19 protein-coding genes are annotated in these 21,893 nt (G+C 72.8%); 6 read left to right on the top strand and 13 right to left on the bottom strand.

From position 1 onward, the window contains the following. Positions 1–101: 101 nt before the first annotated feature. From AOP78_RS09690 to AOP78_RS09635, 12 genes are all read right to left on the bottom strand, one after another. Positions 102–581 (bottom strand): universal stress protein, encoded by a 480-nt coding sequence (locus tag AOP78_RS09690; RefSeq protein WP_062203670.1) that lies wholly within the window; start codon positions 579–581, stop codon positions 102–104. Continuing rightward, positions 578–1,216: a V-type ATP synthase subunit D gene (locus AOP78_RS09685; protein WP_062203668.1), complete on the bottom strand. Its 639-nt coding sequence runs from the start codon at positions 1,214–1,216 to the stop codon at positions 578–580. Before AOP78_RS09685 ends, AOP78_RS09690 begins: the two co-directional genes overlap by 4 nt. Then, entirely contained in the window at positions 1,209–2,699 is a 1,491-nt protein-coding gene (locus AOP78_RS09680; protein ID WP_152659488.1) for a V-type ATP synthase subunit B, read from the bottom strand. The genes AOP78_RS09685 and AOP78_RS09680 overlap by 8 nt, the downstream gene beginning before the upstream one ends. Next, on the bottom strand, positions 2,696–4,450 hold the full coding sequence (locus tag AOP78_RS09675) for a V-type ATP synthase subunit A (RefSeq protein ID WP_062203666.1): 1,755 nt from the start codon (positions 4,448–4,450) through the stop codon (positions 2,696–2,698). Before AOP78_RS09675 ends, AOP78_RS09680 begins: the two co-directional genes overlap by 4 nt. Further along, positions 4,447–4,974: a hypothetical protein gene (locus AOP78_RS09670; RefSeq protein ID WP_062203665.1), complete on the bottom strand. Its 528-nt coding sequence runs from the start codon at positions 4,972–4,974 to the stop codon at positions 4,447–4,449. The genes AOP78_RS09675 and AOP78_RS09670 overlap by 4 nt, the downstream gene beginning before the upstream one ends. Then, the gene (locus AOP78_RS09665) at positions 4,971–5,216 is read right to left on the bottom strand and encodes a V-type ATP synthase subunit F (protein WP_062203663.1); all 246 of its coding nucleotides are present in this window, start codon (positions 5,214–5,216) and stop codon (positions 4,971–4,973) included. The genes AOP78_RS09670 and AOP78_RS09665 overlap by 4 nt, the downstream gene beginning before the upstream one ends. Next, entirely contained in the window at positions 5,213–5,632 is a 420-nt protein-coding gene (locus tag AOP78_RS09660) for an ATP synthase subunit C (RefSeq protein ID WP_062203662.1), read from the bottom strand. The genes AOP78_RS09665 and AOP78_RS09660 overlap by 4 nt, the downstream gene beginning before the upstream one ends. Then, positions 5,629–6,981, bottom strand: coding sequence for a V-type ATPase 116kDa subunit family protein (locus tag AOP78_RS09655; protein ID WP_201774774.1), 1,353 nt, complete (start codon positions 6,979–6,981; stop codon positions 5,629–5,631). The genes AOP78_RS09660 and AOP78_RS09655 overlap by 4 nt, the downstream gene beginning before the upstream one ends. Further along, a complete protein-coding gene (locus AOP78_RS09650) occupies positions 6,968–7,891 on the bottom strand; it encodes a V-type ATPase subunit (protein WP_152659487.1) in 924 nt (307 codons plus the stop codon). The genes AOP78_RS09655 and AOP78_RS09650 overlap by 14 nt, the downstream gene beginning before the upstream one ends. Next, positions 7,888–8,319 carry a hypothetical protein gene (locus AOP78_RS09645; protein ID WP_062203656.1) on the bottom strand — a complete coding sequence of 144 codons (432 nt, stop codon included), beginning with the start codon at positions 8,317–8,319 and terminating at the stop codon, positions 7,888–7,890. Before AOP78_RS09645 ends, AOP78_RS09650 begins: the two co-directional genes overlap by 4 nt. 131 nt (positions 8,320–8,450) lie before the next feature. Further along, complete coding sequence (locus AOP78_RS09640) at positions 8,451–8,717, bottom strand: hypothetical protein (protein ID WP_062203654.1); 267 nt, start codon at positions 8,715–8,717, stop codon at positions 8,451–8,453. A 147-nt stretch (positions 8,718–8,864) separates the two neighbouring features. After that, a complete protein-coding gene (locus AOP78_RS09635) occupies positions 8,865–9,428 on the bottom strand; it encodes a TetR/AcrR family transcriptional regulator (protein ID WP_062203652.1) in 564 nt (187 codons plus the stop codon). Between the two features lie 265 nt (positions 9,429–9,693). On the opposite strand from AOP78_RS09635, the gene AOP78_RS09630 reads away from it, so the two are divergent. From AOP78_RS09630 to AOP78_RS09610, 5 genes are all read left to right on the top strand, one after another. Continuing rightward, complete coding sequence (locus AOP78_RS09630) at positions 9,694–11,226, top strand: MFS transporter (RefSeq protein WP_083979993.1); 1,533 nt, start codon at positions 9,694–9,696, stop codon at positions 11,224–11,226. A gap of 308 nt (positions 11,227–11,534) precedes the next feature. Continuing rightward, positions 11,535–11,909, top strand: a complete 375-nt coding sequence (locus AOP78_RS09625) for a hypothetical protein (protein ID WP_062203650.1) — start codon at positions 11,535–11,537, stop codon at positions 11,907–11,909. Positions 11,910–11,964: 55 nt separating this feature from the next. Then, the gene (locus AOP78_RS09620) at positions 11,965–14,256 is read left to right on the top strand and encodes a heavy metal translocating P-type ATPase (protein ID WP_062203648.1); all 2,292 of its coding nucleotides are present in this window, start codon (positions 11,965–11,967) and stop codon (positions 14,254–14,256) included. Positions 14,257–14,452: 196 nt separating this feature from the next. Beyond that, positions 14,453–16,429 (top strand): NAD(P)/FAD-dependent oxidoreductase, encoded by a 1,977-nt coding sequence (locus AOP78_RS09615; RefSeq protein ID WP_083979992.1) that lies wholly within the window; start codon positions 14,453–14,455, stop codon positions 16,427–16,429. Positions 16,430–16,629: 200 nt separating this feature from the next. Further along, positions 16,630–17,868, top strand: coding sequence for a lycopene cyclase family protein (locus AOP78_RS09610; RefSeq protein WP_062203646.1), 1,239 nt, complete (start codon positions 16,630–16,632; stop codon positions 17,866–17,868). Here AOP78_RS09610 and AOP78_RS09605 read toward each other — a convergent pair. After that, positions 17,865–19,433, bottom strand: a complete 1,569-nt coding sequence (locus tag AOP78_RS09605) for a methyl-accepting chemotaxis protein (protein ID WP_062203644.1) — start codon at positions 19,431–19,433, stop codon at positions 17,865–17,867. The genes AOP78_RS09610 and AOP78_RS09605 overlap by 4 nt on opposite strands. Positions 19,434–19,753: 320 nt before the next feature. Here AOP78_RS09605 and AOP78_RS09600 point away from each other — a divergent pair, with 320 nt between their 5' ends. Next, positions 19,754–21,676: an oxidoreductase gene (locus AOP78_RS09600; protein ID WP_062203642.1), complete on the top strand. Its 1,923-nt coding sequence runs from the start codon at positions 19,754–19,756 to the stop codon at positions 21,674–21,676. Positions 21,677–21,893 lie beyond the last annotated feature (217 nt).

The following is a 21,893-nucleotide window of genomic DNA, read 5'->3' as shown; positions in this document are numbered from 1 at the left end:
CCGCGATGGATTCTGCTCTCAGTTCCCACCAGCGTGCTTCGCGGCCTGGCGGACGATGCGGGGGTCCAGTCGGTTCGGGTGAGCGCTGCGGGACGCGCGAGTCAGCCCTCGCCCGGAGGCACCACGAGCACCGGCACGCGCGCGAACTCGAGCACGTGCATCGTGTGCGAGCCGATGCCGCTCACCACGTGACCTGGACGCTCCATGCGGCCGAGCACGATGAGGTCGGCCCCGCACGACACGGCCTCCCCCAGGACCTCGGCTGCGACGCGTCCGCGCCGGGTCACGATCCGCGCTGTCACGCCCGCCCGGTCGGCGAGCCGCTCCACATGGGCGAGCGCCGCGGCGCACGCCTGCTCGCGCGCGGACTCGAGCGCGACCGCCTCGGGGGAGCCGGCGACCAGCCCGTCGTGCTCGACCACGGCCACCGCGCGCAGGCCCACGCCGAGTGCCTGCGCGATCGCGATCGCGGTCTCCGCGGCCTGGAACGAGACCGCGGAGTCGTTGACCGCGACGAGCACCGGACCCCGCAGCAGGGACTGCCTCGCGCTCGACGCGCCGCCCTGCGTGCTCCCGTTCATCCCGCGCCGCCCGTCCCGGCACGCGCGGGCTCCCCGCGGTCACGCGTCGCCTGCGCCCCGACGGCCCACCGCACCCTCAGGTTCTCCTCACGCTCGAGCTCGTCGAGCGCGCGCTCGATGCGCCCCAGCTCGGATTCGAGGTGAGGGATCCACCGATGCTCGACCGCCCGGCGCCGGGTCCGCGTGGCGGTCAGCTCGGTGGCGACGGTCGCCGCCGCGCGTTTGTTCGCCGCGTACCTCGCCGCGGCCTCCACTGCCGCGGCCATCGACTCCGCCGCATAGGACAGCGCGGTGCTCGCCCCGATCGGTCGAGGAGAAGGCACGGCGACCGACGCATCGTCCGGGAACTCGAGCCCCATGACGCGCCCGCTCGAGACCGCGACCTGGGCGGGAGCCAGGGGCGATGCCGCATCGATCGCCTCCCACCCGTCGAGCGCCGCGGCCCGCGACGCCCACGCGAGCGCGACGCCCGCCGCGCGCTCCCACTCGAGCTCCAGGCCGTCGCCGCGCAGCAGCAGCCGCTCGTGCTCGGCGGCGACGATCCGCTGCTTGCGCTCGAGCAGCTCGACCCCGTGCTCGGCGACGCCGAGCTGCCGCTGCACGCGCAGCCTCGCGGCACGCCCGACGTCAGGCATCGCGCGCCTCCTCGGCCGGAGGGGCGGTGGACGATGCGGTAGCCAGGGACGATGCGGCGGTCGCCGGGTCCCCGGACGCCGCGGTGACGTCGGGGCCGGGCAGGTGCGCGGCGACCTGCGCGGGCGACACCATCGTGAGCTCCTGGCGCGGCAGGGTGGCGAGCGCGGCCCAGGCCCGGTCGAGCGTGTCCTCGAGGGTTCGCGCCTCGGCCCGGCCTTGGTCGAGCAGGTCGCGCTCCATCGCGTCCCTGTAGGAGAGGTAGGCGCGGTCGGTCTCGCCCAGCGCGGACGCGCCCACGAGCTCGGCCAGCGCGGCGGACTGCCGAGCCCGCGCGAGAGCGGCGAGCACCTGCGCGGCGACGTCGAGGTGATCGTCGCGCGTGCGCCCGGGACCCGCGCCGCTGCGCATGAGCCTGGACAGCGAGCTGAGCGTGTCCACCGGCGGATAGATCCCGCGCGCCGCGAGCTCGGGCGACAGCACGATCTGCCCCTCGGTGATGTACCCGGTGAGGTCGGGGACGGGGTGGGTGATGTCGCCCGCGGGCATCGTCAGCACGGGGACGATCGTGACCGATCCCTCGCGGCCCCGCACCCGGCCGCAACGCTCGTACAGCGTCGCGAGGTCGGAGTACAGGTAGCCGGGATAGCCGCGCCGAGCGGGGATCTCGCGCCTCGCGGCGGACACCTCGCGCACCGCCTCGGCGTAGTTGGTCATGTCGGACAGGACGACGAGGACGTCGGCGCCGTCGTCGAACGCGAGGCTCTCGGCCACGGTCAGCGCGAGCCGCGGCGTGAGGATGCGCTCGATCGGCGGATCGTCGGCGGCGTTGAGCAGCAGCACGAGCTCTCCCGACGCGGTGCGCTCCTCGAGCCGATCGCGCACGAACGCGATGTCCGCGTGCGTGAGCCCCATCGCGGCGAACACGACCCGGAAACGCGTGCCTGGGCTCGACGACTGCGCGGCGATCTGCGTCGCGAGGCTCAGGTGCGGCAGGCCCGCGACGGAGAAGACCGGCAGCTTCTGCCCCCGCACGAGCGTGGTCAGGGCATCGATGACGGACACCCCGGTGAGGATCGGCTCGCGAGGCGGCTCGCGCTCCACGGGGTTGAGCGGCCACCCGGCCACGGGAGCGAAACGATCGCCGGCGATCGGAGGGCCCCCGTCGAGAGGAGCCCCGCGCCCGTTGCACACGCGTCCCAGCCAGTCCGGCCCGACGGGGATGTGCAGCGGCCTGCCGCCGAAGCGCACCTCGACCGCGCCGGGCGTGAGCCCCTCGGTCCCCTCGAACACCTGGACCGTCGCGCGGTCGCCGTCGAGGTCGAGCACCAGCCCGTGACGCATCCCGTCCGGCGTCGCGACCTCCGCGGACTCGTCCCACCCCACGTCGTCGACGCCGCCGACCACGACGAGCGGGCCACGGATCGCGCGGATGTCGCCGTGCGCGATCCGGGCGCCGGTCAGGGCGGAGTCCCCGGAGCTCATGGCAGCGCCCCGATCTCGGCGAGCACGCGCTCCCGGATCGGGCCGATCGCCGCGGCGTCGGTCGGGCCGACGTCCTGCGGAGCCCTGATCACTGGCCCGAAGTCGAGCCTTTCCACGGCTGTCGCGGTAGCGCCGCGGTCGATCGCGGCGTGGCACGCGTCGATCACCTCGAGGACCAGATCGAGCAGCGCCGCGCCCTTGGCGTCCGAGCAGAACGCGTCGTTCGGGCTCAGCGCGTTCTGCGCGAGCACGGTCTCCCGCAGCAGTCGCCCGCCGAGCACGACCATGCGCTCGCGGCCGGGCAGCGATCCGACGCCGATCACCTCGGCGAGCGAGGCCAGCCGGTCCGCCTCGGCGAGGATCTCGAGCGCTGAGGCTCGCCGGGCCGCCCACTCGGGGTCGCCGTGCACGGTCTGGAACCGCGCGAGCCCGTCGGTGTCGCGCGCGAACGACCCCGACCAATGCACCGCGGGATAGTGCCGCGCGTACGCGAGGTCGCGGTCGAGCTGCCACATCGCGCGCACGAACCGCTGCGTGATCGTCGTGACCGGCTCGGACATGTCGCCGCCGGGGGGCGACACCGCGCCGATCACCGTGACGGAGGCCTCCTTGCCGCCCAGCGTCGTCACTCGGCCGGCGCGCTCGTAGAACGCCGCGAGCTGCGAGGACAGGTCGGCGGGGAAGCCCTCCTCCGCGGGCAGGTCACCGCGCCGGTTCGCGAACTCGCGCAGCGCCTCCGCCCAGCGCGACGTCGAGTCCGCGATCACGACCGCGTCATGCCCCATGTCGCGGTAGTACTCGGCGATCGAGATGCCCGTGTAGATGGACAGCTCGCGCGCCATCATCGGCATGTTCGACGTGTTCGCGACCACGACCGTGCGGTCCACGAGCCGCCCGCCCGTGCGCTCGTCGACCAGCCGCCCGAAGTCGTCGAGCACGTCGGCCATCTCGTTGCCGCGCTCTCCGCAGCCCACATAGACGATGACGTCCGCGTCGCACCACTTCGCGACCTGCTGGAGCAGCATCGTCTTGCCCGTGCCGAAGCCACCGGTCACGGCGGCCGCCGCGCCGCGCGCGACGGGGAAGAACAGATCCAGCACGCGCTGGCCCGTGTGCAGGGGGACGGGATCGGACAGGCGCTCGCGGAAGGGACGTGGACGACGCATGGGCCACCGTTCCGACAGCCTCACCTCGGTCTCGCCCACCTTGGCAACAACGTCGAGCGGCCCGACCTCCGCATCGTCCTGGATCCAGTCCACCGTCCCCGACGCCCCGGCGGGGACGACGACGCGGTGCTCTACGGCGCCGGAGTCGGGCACGGTGCCGAGCACGTCGCCGGCTGCGACGGAGTCCCCGGCAGCGACCGTGGGCACGAACCGCCAGCGCCTCTCGTCGCTCGCGACCGACTCGGGGCGGTCGGGTCGCAGCCAGATGGGGGCGGAGGTCAGCGGGCGCATGAGGCCGTCGAACGCGGCCCCGAGCAGCCCCGGACCGAACAGCCCCGTGAGCGGCTGGCCGCTGCCGGCCGCGGCTTCGCCGACGCGGACGCCGCCCGTGTACTCGTAGGCCTGCATGGTCGCGCGGCCGCCCTCGACCGCGACGACCTCGGCGCTGATCCTGTCGTCGCCGACGTGGAGGATCTCGCCCATCGCGACTCCCTCGACGCCCTCGGCCTCGAGCAGCGGTCCGGTGACGCGCACGGTCCGGCCGACCCGGTCGCCGGTTCGGGGTGTCGACGCGTCCGTCGTCATTCCGTCCACAGCCCCGACACCTCCCCGGCCATCGACTCGATCGTCGCCCTCGCGAGGGCGGGGAGGGTGAGGTCCAGGCGGCGCGCGCCGTGCACGGCGACGATGCCGCCCTCGGGGTCCTCGGTCACGGTCGCCTCGGGGCCGAGCAGGGCCGTCGCGCGCGCCTCGAGGGCGGCGAGCAGCGCGGGGTAGTCGGCCGATGCCTTCAGCTCGGAGGCGCGCTCCAGCACCGCGGCCTCGAGGTCGTGGTGCAGCGACTCCCGCCCGGCCAGGCGCAGCTCGTGGGCGCGGCGACGCTCGCGCGCGGACCTGAGCGCCGCGTCGGCCTCGGCGGCTGCGACTCCTGCGTCGATCGCGCGGCTGGCGATCGCGGCGGCCTCGCGGTCCGCTTCGGCAACCATCGCGGCGGCGCGTTGCTCCGCCTCCGCGTCCAGCCGCTCCGAGTCGGCCCTGGCGCGCGCGAGGATGTCGGCGCGCAGCGGGACCAGCTGCTCGGCGGAGCGGGGAGGCAGGGGAGACCTCACGACGGGATCACCGCCGTCAGCGGCGCGTCTATCGCATCGATCGCGTCTCCGAGCGCGTCGGCCGCGCTGGCGCTGAGGAGCACCAGGGCGACGTCGGGCGCGAGGGAGTCCCAGGCGGCACGCGCCGCGGCCGCGTCCTCGGCCGGCAGGGCCTCGACGCCGGCGAGCGAGAACGCGTCGACGATCCGGCGTTCGCCGATCGCGACGACGACGCCCTCCGTGAGCGCGGCCGGGTGGGTCATGCCTGGCCGATCAGGATGATCGCGATGATGAGGCCGTAGATCGCGATGCCCTCGGCGAGCCCGACGACGACCATCGCGCGGCCGAACATCTCGGGCCGCTCGCTCATCGCGGCGAGCGCGGCCGAGCCCGTGTACGCGACCGCGATGGCCGCGCCGATCGATGAGCCCGCGACCGCGATGGACGCCGCGATCAGCGCCGAGCCGTTCGCGGCGGTGGTCGTCGTCGAGGTCTCCGCGGCGACCGTGGCCGCGCTCGCGGCGGGGCCCGTCGCGAGGACGATCGCCGCGCCCGCGAGCACCGCGAGGTTGGTCGCGACCAGGGCGATCACGCCGGATCGGCGGTGCCGACGCAGCAGCCACGTCGCGCCGACCGCGACGAGCGCGAGCACGGGGAGGGCGAGCAGCCAAGGTGTCATGATGCGGTCCTTTCGATGGTGCCGGGGGACGATGCGGGGGTGGGGGAGAGATCGGGATGCCAGGGCTGAAAGGCGCGTCCCTCGCCGACGAAGACGCGGGAGAACAGCTCGTAGTACTCGAGGCGGAGCGCCTGGATCCCGGCGATCAGGGCCTCGAGGCCGAACGTGATGATGTTGCCGACCACGAAGACGAGCACCGCGGCGGGGTAGCCCCAGCCGGAGCCCCACAGCGACGTGGTGCCGGACCAGATGACGCTCAGCAGCGCGGCGTGCGTGAGCCCGAACGCGGCGAGGCGCGCGAACGAGACGACGTTCGAGCCAAGCCTGCTGATGCTGTCGACCGACTCGATGCCGGCCTGGAGGATCGCGGTCGCGCCGCCGCCCGCCTCCGACAGCACGCCGATGAAGATGAGGACGAGCGAGGCGAGCGCGAGGATCAGGCCGGCGGCGGTCAGCGCCGTGAGGTGCGCGGCGAGGCCCCACGCGAGCAGGCCGAGCGCGACGAAGAGGCCCGAGCCCGCGATGCCGGACCGCGAGTACAGCGCGTACGCCCAGCCGCCCTCGCGGACGCGGTTGACGGTGCCGGTCGCGTACGAGCCCGCGAGCAGGACTGCGCCGAGGGCGATCGCGGCGAGCAGGAGCGGGACGGGCTCCTCCATGGGGTCCAGCCACAGCACGGGCACGAGCCCGGTGGGGCCGAACGCCGCTCCGTACAGCGCGCCGAACACCATCGCGGTGAGGCCCGCGAGCGTGACGAACAGCCACGTGCGCTGGATGCCCGCGAATCGCTTGATCCACCGCGCGCGGAGGGCGAGGCCGACGAGGACCAGGATCGCGCCGTGGCCGACGTCGCCGAACATCATGCCGAACATCAGGATGTATGCCGCCGCCGCGAGCCGGGCAGGGTCGAGGTCCGCGTACGGCACGACGCCATACGTGTCGACGAGCGTGCGCGACGTGTTCGCGTCGCCACCGGCCATGAGCGTCGGCGGCTGGGCCCCCGGCGGGACCCGCAGCGGGACGACGGCTCCTCCGAGCGGCGCCAGCGCCGTGGCCAGGCCGGCGCGCTCGCGACGGGGCATCCACCCCACCCAGCCGGTCAGCCGTTCGTGGACGACGCCGGCCGCGGCCGCGCGCTGCAGCTCCTGCAGACCGGGCAGCTCGTCGGTCTCGGCCGTACCGGCCCCCTTGAGCTCGAGCTCCACGACGCCCGCGCGCGCGATCGTCGCGAGGGCACGGTCGCGGTCCTCGGTATGAACGACGATCGCGACGCGGTCCATCGGCAGCGGGCCGTGCGGCTCACGGGGGCTGCGGTGCGCGCTGTCCGGGCGCGGTTCACGAGGCGACATCGAGCACCTCCCTCGCTGCCCGGCCCTGGCCGATCGACGCGATGGCCGCCTGCACGCGCCATGCGTCGGCGGCGAGCAGCGCGATCCCCGCGACGACGACGTCGGGGCCGGGCGTCCCCTGGCGGAGCATCGCGGTCGCCTCGGAGTCCATCGCGGCATAGGTCCTCGCCTCCGCGCGCCACAGCTCGGCGGGAGAGGCCAGGTCTCCGAACGCCGAGCGGGCGCCCGCCGGGAGCGCCGCCGCGAAGGAGCGGAGGTCGGTCGCCTGCTCCCACGCGTGGCCCAGCAGCGGTCCGACGCGCTGGCGGACAGCGGGGCCAGGGTGCCGGCCCTGGGCGAACCTCAGCCGCGCGATCGTCAGCGCGCAATCGCGCGCGCACCAGGTGCGCGCGGCGGGAGCGACCTGCGCGTAGCGGGTCAGCCAACTGACCGTGAGGAGATCGGCGAGCTGGTCGGCCTCGTCCTCGGGCACCTCGCCCCACGCGGTGCGGGCGAGCAGGTCCCGCAGCCGATCGGGAGACTCGGCGCGGCGCAGCAGGCTCCACGAGGTCTCCATCGCGCCCAGGTCGTAGGGGTCCGCGGCGCTGCCGCCCTCGAGCTCCCGTACGTGGCCGAGGATGTTGTCCCGCTCGAAGCGGGCTGCCGCCGCGCGGAGGATCCCGGTGCCCGCGGCGGGCGCCCACCCCGCGAGAACCCGCAGCTGCCACAGCAGGGTCTCTCTCGCCGCGCGCTGCAGAGCCTCCGGGCTCGAGGCTTCCGCGGCACGGGTGCCGTAGCTCCAGCGGGCGAGCAGATCCTCGGCCTCGCGCCAGGTACGGACCGAGGCGAGGCGCTCGGCACCCTCCTCTCCCGCGCGGCCCGCCGCGAGGGCGCGCACGCGCACCGACGCTGCCACCCACCCGGCGCTCATGACCCGAGCCCCAGGTCCGTCAGGAGGCGGGCGACCACGGCATCGGCCGCATCGTCCACGCGCGGCGAGCGCGCGGCGAGGAACGCGTCGGCGTCGTCACGTGCCTGCCGCATCGTCCTGTCGTCCTCCTCGGCTGCCGAGGTGAGGACCGCTGCTGCGGCCTCGGCCTCGCGGGCCGGGGCCTCTCTGCGAGCGCGCGCGACGGTCGCCGCCGCCTCGGAGCGGGCGCGGTCGAGGCGGTTCGAGGCTCGGGACTCCGCATCGGAGACGATGCCGGACGCGGACTCCAGGTCGGCGTCGAGGATCGCGAAGACGGGGGCGAGCTCGAGCGCTGCTCCGGTGCGCGCGGCCACGTGCGCGGCGGACTCGGCCGCTCCTCCTGGTGCTGTCACCGGGCGGAAGCGGTCAAGGATCTCCTGCCAGCGCATCTCTCTTCCTCGAGCCGGACGCTGCGGGACGGTCGAGCCGCCCTCTCACTTTCGAATCTACTCCGGGGCGGTCGGGCGCGCGCGGCGCCGGAACGGGTGACGCCCCTGGTGGGAGAGGGGCAGGGCCCGCCCTACGCGTCGAACTCGTCGCGCGGGGTGAGCCTCGACTCGAGCGCGATCGCGAGGCCGCCGCCGACGAGAGTGAGGGGCGCGAGCACCCCGAGGAGGTGGAGGAGGCTCCCCGTCGCGCCGGGATGCGAGGCGATCGGAGCGCCGTCGGCCGCAGCTGTTGCCGTCCCCGCCGCCATCGCCGAATCGGGGGCGAAGGCCAGCAGGGCCACCGCCAGCATCGTGTAGATCGTGGCCTGGACGAGTGCCGGAAGCGCGCGCGAGAGCATGGGTTCTCCTGAGGACGGGGCGGCGGGGGCCTCCCGGCCTCCCGTGCTGACCTCTCCAGAGTGCCGGGGCGCGGCTCGGATTCCATCCGACGGATGGAGACACTTGCGGATACTTCGCCCGTGGTAGCGCGGGCTTCCGGCTTGCGCCTACGGCACCAGGTCCGCGGCGATCTCCTGAGCGGCGGCGGCGCGCTCGGCGACCGTGCCGCCGAGGTCGCTGCCCGGCTTGTTCGCGATCAGCACCGTCATGATCGCCATGCGGACGCGAAGGCGGTCGGCGACCGAGGCGTCCTCGGGCTGGGCGGCCTCCCACAGGCGGACCTTGATGTCGTGCACCACCGAGGTGGCGCCGCCCAGGTTCTGCAGGGCGACCTCGTTCTGCTGGACGCAGCGCATCACCTCGCCGGGGACGCCGAAGGTGATCTCGCCGAGCCGGCGGATCAGCTCGAGCCTGCGCTCTCGCGTCGAGGGGCCGGCCTTCATCCACGAGACGAGCTCGTCGATCTGGGTCGCGGCCTGTGCCAGGAGGGAGTCGAGGATCTCCTCCTTGGTCTTGAAGTGGTAGTAGAGCGCCGCCTTCGTGACTCCTAGCTCCTCGGCGATCTCGCGCAGGGAGGTCTGGTCGTAGCCGTTGTCGGTGAACCGCTCGAGCGCGACCTCCTGGATGCGCGCGCGGGTGTCACCTCGGCGGCGGGTGGGGGTCTCGGTCATGGCGATCCTTCCTCAGCTTCCTGAATTCTACTCACGATTCTGACTTGACGACCGGCAAGTTCCGGCTTAGTCTCACAGTAACAACTTACCGGGCGGCTAGGAAGTTCCCCTGGGTCGAATGTCCTTGAGGCCACTCGTCCCGCCGAGCCAGCCGCCGCATCGTCCTCGCCCCTGCAGGGCAGGGCGTCCGCCCGACCCCGGGCCACCCGCCATCGTCGGCATCGTCCGAACCCTTCGGCGTCCCCGCGCATACGAAAGGCCTCCCATGGAAACCACCCCCGATCCCCGCCGCTGGTGGGGACTGGCCGCCATCGGGCTCGCGCAGCTCATGGTCGTCCTCGACATGACCATCGTGAACATCGCGCTGCCCACCGCGCAGGCGGACCTCGGCATCTCCGACGCCGACCGCCAGTGGGTCATCACCGCCTACACGCTCGCATTCGGCGGCCTGCTGCTGCTCGGCGGTCGCCTCGGCGACGTGATGGGGCGCAAGCGCACCCTGATCGTCGGTCTTGCCGGCTTCGCCGTCGCCTCCGCGTTCGGCGGCCTGTCGCAGACCTTCGCGATGCTCATCATCGCCCGCGCCCTCCAGGGCGTCTTCGCCGCGCTGCTCGCCCCGGCAGCGCTGTCGATGCTCAACGTCACCTTCACCGACCCCAAGGAGCGCGCCCGCGCGCTCGGCGTCTACGGCGCGATCGCCGGTGGAGGCGCCGCGATCGGCCTGATCCTCGGAGGCGCGCTCACGCAGTACGTCGACTGGCGCTGGACCCTCGCGGTCAACGTGCCGATCGCGGCCGTCGCGATCGTCGGATCGGTGCTGTTCCTGCGCGACCACCGCGTCGAGGGCATCAAGACCAGGCTCGACGTCCCCGGTGCGCTGCTCGTGACCGGCGGCGTGCTCGCGATCGTCTACGGCCTGAGCGAGGCCGAGCAGGACGGCTGGACGTCCACGCTCGTGCTGTCGATGTTCGCGCTCGGCGCGGCGCTGCTCGTCGCCTTCGTGCTCGTCGAGCGCCGCACCCCGCACGCCCTGCTCCCGCTCCACCTCCTGCGCGACCGCAGCCGGGTGGGCGCCCTCACGGTCGTCGGCCTCACGCAGATCGGCATGTTCGGCGTCTTCCTGTTCCTCACCTACTACCTCCAGGGAGTCCAGGGTTACTCGCCCATGAAGACGGGCGTCGCGTTCCTGCCCATGGTGCTCGGCATGATGACCGGCGCGGTCGGCATCTCCGCCCGGCTCCTGCCCCGGGTCGGCCCGCGCCGCCTCATGATCCCCGGCACGCTCATCGGCGCCGCGGCGCTCACCTTCCTCACGCAGATCGAGGTCGGCTCGTCGTACTGGGTGCACGTGCTGCCCGGGCTGCTGTTCCTGGGCCTCGGCATGGGCATGACGTTCATGCCGTCCATGGCGACCGCGACCGGCGGGGTGCGCGGCACCGACGCGGGAGTCGTGTCGGCCACGCTCAACACCACGCAGCAGGTCGGCGGCTCGATCGGCATCGCGCTGCTCAACACCGTCGCCGCGAACGTGACGGCCGACTGGATCGCCTCGCATGGCTCCACGACCACCGCCGAGATGGCGGAGGCCGCCGTGCAGGGCTTCACGACCGCGATGTGGATCTCGGTGGGCGCGGTCCTGCTGGCATCGCTCACCGCCGCGATCCTCGTGAGCTCGCGCCCCACCGCCCATGGCGAGAGCCACGGCGGCGAGGGCGAGCTCGCCCCCGCGGACATCGACGCAGCGGTCGCCGTCGCGGCGGCCGCGATCGAGGACGAGCGCGCCGAGCGTCGTCCGTAGCCCCTGCGACGGGACCGGGCACGCCGCGAGGCGTCCCCGAACCTCTCCCGACGAGCCGGGCCCGCCGAGAGGCGGCCCCCGCATCGTCCCTCGCGGCGCCCTCCGAGCCCATCCTCGGAGGGCGCCGCTGTGCGTCTCTGTGGTGCCCATGGACGACTCCGGTGTCTCCTGGCGGGACATGGGGGTAGGAATCCGCTCACAATTGACCCTCATGTCCCGCCAGCGAGCAGGGCGCGGGTGGGTGGAGTGGCGGCGGGCGCCGCGCGGAGAGCGTGCGCGAAGAGGCGCGCCGGGCGCAGAATGGAGGCATGAGCGCAAGGGAGCGCGTGAGCACCACCATCGGCGGCCTGCAGACCGCCGGCGGCGACATCCTGCCGTGGCGCTGGTACGCCGAGAAGGTGCTCGAGCACATCGAGGCCGACGACCTCGTCGTCTACTGGTACACGGGCCACGGGATGCGCGGCGTCGCCCCCTACGAGCCCGGCCACGACTTCGTCGAGGTCTTCTACTCCGACCCCGACGTGCGCCATGCCTTCCGCTCCGACGACCCGTCGTCCGTCCCGATCCACGGCCGACGCGAGTCCCGCCCGGCCGGCATCCACGAGATCGCCGAGGCGCTCGCGAAGGGGGAGACGATGCACGTCGTCCCCTTGTGGACCATCTCCCAGCTCGTCGGGGGCTGAGCACCGCACGTCGCATCGCCCCGCCTCCTGCCTGCTAGCGGCGTACTTTGGAGGTATGGACGGCTGGCTTCGCCGCAACCTCGAGATGATCGTCCTGGTCCTCTCGGGGATCCTGCTCGCCGGTGGCGGCGTCGCCTGGGCGATGGACATGGACGATGCGGCACGTTGGCTGTGGATCGCCGGCACCATCCTCGGGCTCGTCTTCGCGCTCGCGGCGGTCATCCAGGCGGCGGCCCAGAAGCGGCCGACCGTCGACATCATCGCCGTGCTCGCGCTCGCCGGCGCGCTCGCGGTCGACGAGCCGCTCGCCGGCGCGATCATCACCCTCATGCTGGCCACGGGGCAGGTCCTCGAGGCGATGGCCGACGCGAGGGCCCGGCGCGAGCTGAGCCTCCTCACGGCGCGTGCGCCGCGGACTGCCAGAAGGGTCGTCGCGAACGGCCTCGAGGAGATCTCCGTCGACGACGTGCGCGTCGGTGACCGGCTGCTCGTGCGGCCGGGCGAGGTGGTCCCCGTCGACGGGAGGCTCGCCCGGGACTCCACGTTCGACGAGTCCGCGCTCACCGGCGAGCCGCTCCCTGTCTCGCGTCCCGCGGGCGAGGACGTGCGCTCGGGCGTCGTCAACGTCGGCGGCCCCGCCGAGCTGCTCACCACGACGACCGCGGAGACCTCCACGTACGCCGCGCTCGTGCGGCTCGTCGAGGAGGCGCAGGGGATCTCGGCGCCGTTCGTGCGCGCGGCGGACCGGTGGGCGGTCGCGTTCGTGCCGCTCACCCTCGTGCTCGCGGGGGCGGCGTGGGCCATGGCGGGCGATCCGGTGCGGGCCGTCGCGGTCCTCGTGGTCGCGACCCCGTGCCCGCTGCTGCTCGCCGCGCCCATCGCGATCGTCTCGGGGCTGTCGCGCGCCGCGCGGCTCGGCGTCGTCATCAAGGGAGGCGGGGCGCTCGAGCAGCTCGCGCGCGGACGCGTGGTCGTCGTCGACAAGACGGGAACGCTCACGCGCGGTCGTCCCGAGCTTGCGGACATCGTCACGGCCCCGGGCCACGAGGACGATGCGGCGCTCGCCCTCGCGGCCTCCGTGGACCAGCTCTCGGCCCACGTCCTCGCAGGGCCGATCGTCGAGGCGGCACGTGCGCGTGGCCTGATCCTGACGATGCCGACCGACGTCGACGAGACCCACGGCCAGGGCGTGACCGGCACCGTGGACGGGCGGCGCGTGCGCGTGGGCAGGCTCACCTGGATCGCGGGGGCCGCCCCCGACCCGTGGGTGCGACGCGTGCGCAAGCGCGCCGATCTGGACGGCTCCGCGCTGTCGCTCGTCGAGGCCGACGGCGCGATCGTCGCCGCGCTCCTCCTGCGCGACCCGATCCGTCCCGACGCGCCCCGCATGGTCCGCGCCCTGCGCGCCGCGGGCGTCACCCGCATCGTCCTGGCCACCGGGGATCGGGCCGACGTGGGAGCGACCGTGGGGCGCATCGTAGGCGTGGACCAGGTGCTCGCCGACTGCACCCCCCAGGACAAGCTCAACACCCTCGCCCAGGAGCGCCGGCACGGCGCGACCGTGATGGTGGGCGACGGCATCAACGACGCCCCCGCGCTCGCCGCCGCCGACGTCGGCGTAGCCCTGGCCGCCAGGGGAGCCACCGCATCGTCCGAGGCCGCGGACGTGGTCCTCACCGTGGACAGGATCGACGCGCTCGCGGACGCGATGGCGGTCGCGTCCCGGTCGCGCGGCATCGCGCTGCAGGCCGTGGGGGTCGGCATGGGGCTGTCGCTGATCGCGATGATCGCGGCCGCGCTCGGGTACCTGCCGGTCGTCGCCGGCGCGGCGCTGCAGGAGGTGATCGACCTGCTCGCGATCGCGCTCGCGCTCAGGGCGGTGCTGCCCGGGCGCATGCACAGCGTGTCGCTCAGCGACGAGGACCGTGCGACCCTCGCGGCCCTGCACGAGGAGCACGACAGCGTCGCGCCGCTCGTCGAGAGGCTCGCGACGGTGGCCGACTCGCTCGACGCGCATGACCCCGACATCACCGAGGTGTCGCGCCTGGTGCACGCCCTCGAGACCGAGCTGCTTCCGCACGAGCGGGCCGATGAGGAGCGGCTTGTCCCGCTCGTCGCTCGCGCCAGGGGGACCGACGAGGCGGTCGCGGCGCTGAGCCGCACCCACGCCGAGATCGAGCACCAGGTCCAGCGGTTGCGCAGGCTGCTGGACTTCATCGACGGCGACCCCGAACCCGACGACATCGTCGAGCTGCGGCGCATGCTCTACGGGCTGTACGGGGTGCTGCGGCTGCACAACGCGCAGGAGGACGAGGACGCGTTCAGCCTCATGCCGACGCACGGGTGACAGTGCGCGGACGATGGGTGACACGTCAATTTAACAGGTGCTTCACATTGGGACCTCGGTCCCACGCGATTCGACATCTGTCCAGGAGATGCTTGCGTCGTTGATATACACGCGTCCAACGGCGGTCGCACGCATCCGTTCCCCGGCGGCTGTGCCGCGATCACCGCTGGCGCCCCGGAAGAGAAGGCAAGCACCTATGAAGCTGCTCGAACCTGGCCGCATCGGCACCATGGAGCTCAAGAACCGCGTGTTCATGGCTCCCATGGGAACCACCACCGAACCGGACGGCTCGTTCCACGAGCGTTCGATCCGTTACTACGAGGAGCGGGCCCTCGGCGGCTTCGGCCTCATCATCACCGGCGCGAACCAGGTGACCACCGAGTTCGAGCAGAAGGCCTGCAACATCATCGGCACCGACCGGTCGATGGAGCAGATGAAGGAGCTCGCCAACCGCATCCACGCGGCCGGCGCCAAGCTCTGCATCCAGCTCACCCCGGGCCTGGGACGCATGCAGCTGCCCTACGCCGCCGAGGTCGCGCCGCTCGCTGCGAGCGCCGTCGAGTCCTACTGGTTCCCCGGCCTCATGTGCGAGCCGCTGAGCGTCGAGCAGATCCAGCACCTCGTGCAGAAGATGGGTGAGGGCGCAGCCTTCGCGAAGGCCGCGGGGGCCGACTCGGTCGAGATCCACGGCTACGGCGGCTACCTCATCGACCAGTTCTCCTCGGCGCTGTGGAACAAGCGCGAGGACGAGTACGGCGGCGACATCAAGGGCCGCATGAAGTTCGGCCTCGACATCGTCGCCTCCGTGCGCGAGGCCGTCGGCCCCGACTTCCCGATCCTGTACAAGTACACGCCGTACCACGGCGTCCCGGGCGGCCGCGAGCTCGAGGAGGGCCTCGAGCAGACCCGCCTGATCCAGGAGGCCGGCGTCGACGGCCTCCACGTCGACATGGGCTGCTACGAGGCCTGGTACAAGGCGATCCCGACCGTGTACCAGCCCATCGCGCTGCAGGCGTGGCTCGCCGCCGAGGTCAAGAAGATCGCGACCGTGCCCGTGCTCACCGTGGGCAAGCTCAACGACCCGGCCGTGGCCGAGGACGTGCTGCAGACGGGCAAGGGCGACTTCATCGGCCTGGGCCACGGCTCGCTCGCCGAGCCCAACTGGGTCAACAAGGTCGCCGAGAACAAGGCGTACGACATCACGCCGTGCATCGGCTGCAACGAGTGCCTGTTCTCCGGCTTCAAGGGCGGCAACTACGTGTGCGCCGTCAACCCGACGTGCTACGCCGAGGACATGAACCCGATCGAGCCCGTGACCGAGCCCAAGCGCGCGCTCGTGCTCGGCGGCGGCCCCGGCGGCATGGAGTTCGCGATCACGGCGGCCTCGCGCGGCATCGAGGTCGAGCTGTGGGAGAAGGGCCCCCGCCTGGGCGGCACCCTCTACGCGGCCGGCGGCCCGTCGTTCAAGTCGGACGTCAAGGACTACGCCGACGTGATGGTGAACCGCACCTTCGCCTCGGACGTGACCGTCAAGACCATGAAGGACGCGACCGCCGAGGAGATCCTCGCCGGCGGCTGGGACAAGGTCGTGCTCGCCACCGGCGCGCGCCACACCATGCCCCCGATCCCCGGCATCGAGAGCGCCTCGGTCGTCAAGGCCAACGACCTGCTCACCAAGCGCGCGTCGTTCGGCAAGAACGTCGTCGTCATCGGTGCGGGACTCGTCGGCTGCGAGGCCGCCGCGATGATCGCCCAGACCGCCGACAAGGTCACCGTGGTCGAGATGGAGGAGAAGATCCTCGCGACCGTCGAGCACTGCCGCAACAACGAGCTCGCGCTCGCGCAGCTGCTCGAGGACTCGCAGATCGAGTTCGTGACCGGCGCGCGCGTCGCGCAGATCACCGACGACGGCCTCACCTACAGCAAGGACGGCGCTGACACCACGATCGACGCCGACACGGTCGTCATCGCCGCCGGGTACACGCCGAACGACGAGCTGCTCGCGCAGCTCGAGGGCAAGATCGACGTCGACGTCATCGGCGACGCCGTCGAGGCCGACTCGATCCTGTCCGCGGTGCACGGCGGCTTCCAGCTCGCCCGCACGCTCGGCACCGACCTGCCGCTGCTGACGGTCGCAGACCTCGCCGGGACCGCTCCCGTCGCGACGGACTGACCTCCGGACCACCACGAGGCCCGGGCGCTGCGAGGCGTCCGGGCCTCGTGGCGTTCAACGCCGCGCCGCATCGTCCCTGAGGCCTCCGTCCCCAGGCCCGCCGACGCGTGTGGTCTTCCCCAGACGCCGCGTGGCGGGTTCCCTTCCGCGCCTGCGCGAGTCACCCTGAGGGTCTGAGGCTGGGGGCGGAAGGGGACGTGATGGACGCTCGCCTCCTGCAGGCCGATGCGGTGATAGTCGGCGCGGGGGCAGCCGGGCTCTCGCTGCTCGCCCATCTCGGGCGCGCGGGATGGCGCGGCACCGTCGCGGTCGTGGACGACGGTTCGACGCCCGTGGTGGACCGCAGCTGGGCGTGGTGGTCGACGGGGGAGGGGATCCTCGACGCTCACGCCATCGCGACGCACGGTCGCGCCCTCGTCGCTGGCGAGGGGTGGTCGCGCGAGCTCGACCTCGCCCCGTACGCGTATCGCACGATCACCGGCGAGGCGCTGCGCGCTGCGGCGACCGAGCCGGGGACATCGGTGCACGCGGTCGAGTGGATCGCCGGCACCGCGACGGACGTGCGCGCGCATCGCGAGGGCGCCGAGGTCGAGGTGCGCCTGCCGGATGGCGCGCGCGTGCTGGCGCGGGCGCCGGCGGTGTTCGACAGCGTCGGCCTGGGGTCGGCCGAGCACGCGTGGGGGCCGCGCCTCGACTTCCTCGGATGGCAGGTGCGGGCCGACCACGACCTCTTCACCCCCGGCACCCTCACCTTCATGGACTTCCGCACTGCGCAGGACGGCGGTGTCGCGTTCGTCTACGTGCTGCCCACCTCGGCAAGGACCGCGCTCGTGGAGCGGACGGCGTACGTCATGGACCGCGATGCGCCGAGGCCCGACCACGAGCCGCACCTGCTCTGGTACCTGGACGAGGTGCTCGATGCGCGGCGCACGGAGCGCACCGAGGTCGAGCGGGGGGTCATCCCGCTGGGAGACCCGATGGGCCGCCGACCGCAGACCGCTGACCGTTTCGGTGTGGTGCCGATCGGGATCCCCGCGGGGGCGGCGAAGGCGAGCACGGGCTACGCGTTCGCTCGCATCCAGGCGCATAGCGCCCGGATCGCCGCTGCCCTCGTCGCGGACGATGCGGGGTCCACCGGGGCGGCGCGCGCCGCCGGGGCGGGACGGGGAGGCGACGTGCTCGGCGTGCCGGGCCCCGCATCGTCCCGGTGGTACGCGGGACTCGACCACGCGCTGCTCACCGCGCTGCGCGAGGACCCCTCCGGCGGACGCCGGGTGCTCGAGGCGCTGCTCAGGCGCGCGACGCCCGAGCAGCTCCTGCGATTCCTCGACGAGGACCTGCCGCTGAGGGACCAGGCGGCTCTCGGCGCGCGGCTCCCGTTCGGGGTCTTCCCGCGCGCCTATCTGCGTGCGCTCGTGGGCGCGCGGCGTCGAGGCTAGAAGCGGAAGCGGCCCACCACGGTGCGCAGCTCGCCCGCCTGGGCGTCGAGAGCCTCGACTCCTTCGAGTGCGCTCGCGGCGGCGCGCATGAACTCGTCCGCGCCGTGCGCGACCGAGTCGACGGTGCCCGCGATCTGGCCGGAGCCGTCGGCGACGTCTCCGAGGCCTCGGCTCATCTCGGTGGTGACCGAGGACTGCTCCTCGACCGCGGAGGCGATCGTGCCCTGGTAGTTCTGGATCCGCTCGACGACCTCGGCGATCTCGGCGATCGCGGCGACGGCGCCCTCGGTGTCCGCCTGGATGGCCTCCACCTGGCTGACGATGTCCTTGGTCGCGCGAGCGGTCTCGCCCGCGAGCTCCTTGACCTCGCCGGCGACGACCGCGAAGCCCTTGCCGGCCTCGCCCGCGCGTGCGGACTCGATGGTTGCGTTGAGCGCCAGCAGGTTGGTCTGCTCGGCGATCTGGTTGATCATCTGGACGACGGAGCCGATCTGCGTGGACGAGGCGCCGAGGCGGGCGATCTGCTGCGTCGTGCGCGCCGTGACCTCCTGCGCTCGAGCCGCGACCTCGGCCGCGTCGCCTGCGTTGCGCGCGATCTCCGCGATGGCGGAGCCGAGCTCCTCGGCGCCGGTCGCGACCGACTGCACGTCGGTGCTCACGCGGGCCGACGTCGCCGCGGCGGCGGAGGTGCGCTCCGCGGACTGGGCGGCGTCCGAGGCGATCGACGTGGCCGTCGTCCGCATCGAGTCCGCGGTCGACACGACCGTGTCCGCCGAGCGGGCGACGGCCGCGAGGGCCTCCGAGAGGCGCTCGCCCGAGGCGTTGAGGGCCGAGGCCATCTCGCCGAACTCGTCCGAGGTCGTCACGGGGACGCGGTGGCTGAGGTCGCCGTCGGCGAAGGCGCGCAGCCCCTCGACCTGCGAGCTCACGGCGTGCTTGATGCGGCGCGACAGCGCCCAGCCGGCGAATGCCGCGAAGGCGAAGGCGACCGCGCCCAGGATCCCGAGGATCAGGCGCGTCTGCGTGACCTTGGCGGCGAATCCCTGGCCCTCGGAGATGCGGGTCTGACCGTCGGCGATCATGTCGGACAGCGTCGTCTCGTACGCCTTGCGCAGGTCGCGGTTCGCGCCCAGAGCGACCTCGGTCGCGGCGGCGGCGTCCGTCGGGTACTGAGCGAACTCCGCGTTCAGCGCCTCCTCCCACGAGACGAGCTCCGACTCGAGCTGGTCGAGGGCGGCGAGCTGGTCGTCGTCGGCGGCCGCGGCGCGCGTGTCGGCGAGGTAGCCGTCGATCGTGTCGAAGCGCCCGAGGACCTCGTCCGAGTAGGACGTGTCGCCGGTCAGCAGGAAGCCGCGCTCGTCGTTCGCCGCGGCCTTGGCGGTGAGCGCGATCGACTGAAGGCCAGTGACGTAGGGGACCGACTGGTCGAGCTCGGCGTCGCGGACGTCGTGGAGAGAGTTGATGCCGATCACGGCGATGACGGCGACGACCGCGGTGAGCGCGGCCCCGCCGAGGACGGTCGCCTGAAGGCGGGCGACGACGCCGAGTGAGCGAAGCGTAGGCATGCGGGGGTCTCCTTGATTCCATGGACGATGCGGGCGCGGATGTCATGGATCGGCGCGACGCACCGATCCGCGACATAGCGAGACACGTCACCTATCGGACGTGGAGCCAGCGTTGTGAGGAGGGTGACGACGGGGTGGGCGCCTCGGGCGCCGGTGCGTCGATGCGGCCTCCGTTCGATGTGTCCACCTACCGCGCGCGTGACGCTCGACACAGCGGGACGGTGGTCCCGAGAGCGCGTCATGTATTTGGCATATGTTCATCAGTAATTGCCACATGTCCATGAGGCGAGACCCGGAAACCGCTGCACCAGGAGTCACCGATGACGACCACGACCTTCCCCCACGTGACCGAGCCCGCGAAGCTCGGGAACCTTCAGCTCCGCAACCGCGTGATCATGGTGCCGATGGGCACCGAGATGGGCGACCACGACGGGCACCTCACCGACCGCGAGGTCGCCTACTACGCCGAGCGCTCCCAGGGCGCCGGCCTCGTCTGCACGGGCATCAACGCCGTCTCCGATGACTACGAGGTCATCAATGAGGGCCTGGGCCGCGTCAACACCGACGCCGCGATCCCCGGCCTCACCAAGCTCGCCGAGGCGTTCCACGCCCGCGGCGGCGCCGTCTCCGTCCAGCTCACCGCCGGACTGGGGCGCAACATCAACAACATCGACCCGGAGCGCCTGCCGATCTCCGCGTCGGACAACGGCCACTGGCTCGACCCGAGCGTGAAGTGCCGCCCGCTCGAGACGGACGAGATCAAGGTCATCGTCCAGCGCTTCAAGGAGGCGGCCGAGCGCTGCGCGAAGGCAGGCATCGACGCGATCGACATCCACGGCCACACCGGCTACGTGATCGACCAGTTCCTCTCGCCCGTGTGGAACCGCCGCGAGGACGAGTACGGAGGCTCGGTCGAGAACCGCTGCCGCTTCGCCGCCGAGATCATCGCCGCGGTCAAGGAGGGCGCTCCGGGCCTGCCCGTGAGCTTCCGCCTGTCCGTCGACCACCACTTCGAGGGCGGCCGCGGCGTCGAGGAGTCGCTCGCGATCGCCAAGGAGCTCGAGAAGGCGGGCCTCGACCTGCTGATGATCGACGAGGGCTCCTACGAGGCGATGGACTACGTCTTCCCGCCCTACTACCTCGGCGACAACTGCATGATGGGCTCCGTCAGGCTGTTCAAGGATGCGCTCAGCATCCCCGTCCTCGGCTGCGGAAACCTCACCCCCGAGCGCGCCGAGGAGGCCATCGCCTCGGGCGAGATGGACTTCGCGGGCATCGGCCGTGCCCTCATCGCCGACCCGGAGTGGGGCGCCAAGCTCGCCGCCGGCAAGCGCGAGGACATCCGTCCCTGCATCCGCTGCAACCAGCTGTGCGTCGGCAACGCGTTCGTGGGCCAGCCCCTCGGATGCGCCGTCAACCCCACCGTCGGCTTCGAGGTCGAGAGGGTCATCACGCCCGCCGCGACCAAGAAGAACGTCGTCATCGTCGGCGCCGGCCCCGCCGGGCTCGAGGCGGCCCGCGTCGCGGCCCTGCGCGGCCACACGGTGGACGTCTACGACAAGGCCGACCAGCTCGGCGGCGTCCTGTGGCCCGCCGCCACCCCGGAGTTCAAGAAGGAGCTGCGCTCCATGATCTTCTGGTGGGAGCGCCAGCTGAAGGACCTCCCTGTCACCGTCCACCTCGGCACCGAGATCACCGCGGAGTCGCCCGAGCTCGACGGCGCGGACGCGATCATCGTCGCCGTCGGCACCACTCCCGTGGCGCCCCCGATCCCTGGCCTCGACGGCCCCAACGTCGTCGAGGTCATCGACGCCCACCTGGGCGCCGAGCTCGGCAAGCGCATGGTCGTGTGCGGCGGCGGCCTCTCGGGCGCCGACTTCGCGCTCGAGATGCAGGAGAAGGGCCACGACGTCACCGTCGTCGAGATGGCGGACGGCATCGCCCCCGACCTGCTGATGATCAACCGCATCACGCTGCTGCGCGACCTCGCGGAGCAGGGCGTCACCCTGCTCACCGGCCACAGGGTCGTCGAGGTCAACTCCACGGGCGTGAAGGTCGACGGCCCCGACGGCCCCGTCCAGATCGCCGCCGACACGGTCGTCTCCGCGTTCGGCGTGCGCCCCGCGACCGCGCTCGTCGAGGCTCTCCAGGCGCGCGGCGGCATCGCCGTCGGCGACTGCGTGAAGCCCGCCAAGGTCGGCGACGCGATCAACGCCGGCTTCGAGGCGGCCTTCGCGCTCTGACCCCTCCCACGTCACGGGGGCCCGGCCGCACGGCCGGGCCCCCGTCGTCGTCTCCAGACCTGGAATTGACTCGCGACCGAACCGAGCGCCAGAATCAGCGATGACGGTGCGCGTCGGCTGTGCAAGTGGGCGCGCATCGTCCATATCCCCCGGAATCGGGGCGGTTCCAGCGCCCTCGCCACCCCACCGGAACGGTGGGCGGCGTGGCAACACACGC

This window comes from Demequina salsinemoris (assembly GCF_000974805.1).
GTDB classification, from domain to species: domain Bacteria; phylum Actinomycetota; class Actinomycetes; order Actinomycetales; family Demequinaceae; genus Demequina; species Demequina salsinemoris.
The sequence above is the reverse complement of the archived record's forward strand: the minus strand, read 5'-3'. Positions and strand labels throughout refer to the sequence as shown.